Source organism: Streptomyces sp. NPDC127117, from assembly GCF_042677325.1.
In the GTDB taxonomy this organism is placed as follows: Bacteria; Actinomycetota; Actinomycetes; order Streptomycetales; family Streptomycetaceae; genus Streptomyces.
The window spans coordinates 1-1,672 of sequence record NZ_JBHXTM010000132.1 but is presented as its reverse complement, the minus strand read 5'-3'; the positions used below and the strand labels follow the sequence as shown (position 1 = coordinate 1,672).

The 1,672-nt window shown below is 71.6% G+C and carries 1 protein-coding gene; it reads right to left on the bottom strand.

Going from position 1 to position 1,672, the window contains the following annotated elements:
- A partial coding sequence (locus ACFVH0_RS40465; RefSeq protein ID WP_385828432.1) for a beta-ketoacyl synthase N-terminal-like domain-containing protein occupies nt 1–1,672 on the bottom strand: 1,672 nt, incomplete at both ends.

Genomic DNA, 1,672 nt, shown 5'->3' with positions numbered 1-1,672 from the left:
TTCGACGCACCGTCCTGGTTGACCGCCGAACCACGCACCACGGCCAGCACCTCATGACCCAGCCGCCGCGCCTCCGACAACCGCTCCAGAAGCAGGACACCGACCCCCTCGGCCAGTCCGAAGCCGTCCGCGGCATCCGCGAACGCCTTGCACCGGCCGTCCGTGGCCAGCGCCTGCTGGCGGCTGAACTCCACGAAGGACGTGGGTGTTCCCATGACCATCACCCCGGCGGCCAGCGCCATCGTGCACTCGCCGTTGCGCAGCCCCTGGACGGCCATGTGCAGGGCGACCAGGGACGACGAGCACGCCGTGTCCACGGTCATCGCGGGGCCCTCCAGGCCCAGGGCGTAGGAGATGCGGCCCGACACGACGCTGCCCGCAGTGCCGGTCAGCAGGTGGCCCTCGAAGCCGTTCGGCCGGCTTCGGGTCGTGCCGCCGTACCCGGAGGCCGCCGCACCCGCGTACACACCGGTACGGCTTCTGCGCACGTCCACCGGGTCGATGCCCGCGTTCTCGAAGGCCTCCCAGGAGGTTTCGAGCAGCAGCCGCTGCTGCGGATCCATCGCCAGGGCCTCGCGCGGCGAGATCCCGAAGAAGGCCGGATCGAACTGCCCGGCGTCCCGAAGGAATCCGCCCTCACCCACGTATGAGGTGCCCTGGCTGTCGCCCTCCGTGTGCCGGAACACGTCCAGGTTCCATTCGCGGTCGAGCGGTACGCCGCCGATGGCGTCGCGGCCCTCGGCGAGGAGCTGCCACAGGTCCTGGGGGGATCGGACCCCGCCCGGGAACCGGCAGCTCATCCCGATGATGGCGATCGGGTCGTCCGCCGGGCCCGTGCCCGGCACCGCCGCAGCGCCGTCCGTGGACGCGTCGGGCCGGGAACCGACCAGCTCGGAGTACAGGTGGTCGGCGAGGACCTCGGGTGTCGGGTAGTCGAAGACCAGGGTCGTCGGCAGGCGCAGGCCGGTGGCGGTGTTGAGTCGGTTGCGTATTTCTACGGCGGTGAGGGAGTCGAAGCCCAGTTCGCGGAAGGCTCTGCCGGTTTCGATGGTGTCGGCGGAGGCGTGTCCGAGTACGGCGGCGACGTGGGTGCGGACGAGGTCGAGCAGGGTGCGTTCGGCCTGTTCGGCCGGGAGCGCCGCGAGCTGCTGGGCGAACGAGGACGCCTCGACGGCCTTCGCCGCACCGAGGGAGCGGCGCGCGGGCGCCCGTACAAGTGCCTGGAACAGCGGCGGCACGCCCGTACCCGTGGTCTCGCCGTGTCGTCGCATGGCGGCCAGGTCCAGGCGCGCGGCGACGAGCAGCGCCTGTCCGGTGGCGGTGGCTGCGTCCAGCAGAGCGAGGCCGAGGGAGCTCGGCAGCGGCTGCATGCCGGTCCGGGTCATGCGGGCGATCTCGGCGTCACCGAGGTGCGCCGTCATTCCGCTGCGTTCCTCCCACATGCCCCAGGCCACAGCCGTCGCCGGCAGGCCCCGGGCCTGCCGGTGCTGGGCGAGCACGTCTAGGAACACGTTCGCCGCGGCGTAATTGCCCTGCCCCGGACCACCGAATGTGCCCGCTCCACCGGAGAAGAGGATGAACTCGGCGAGTTCGTGGTGGTCGAGGGTCAGTTCGTGGAGGTTCCAGGCCGCGTCGGCCTTGGGCCGCAGGACGGTGTCGATGCGGTCGGCGT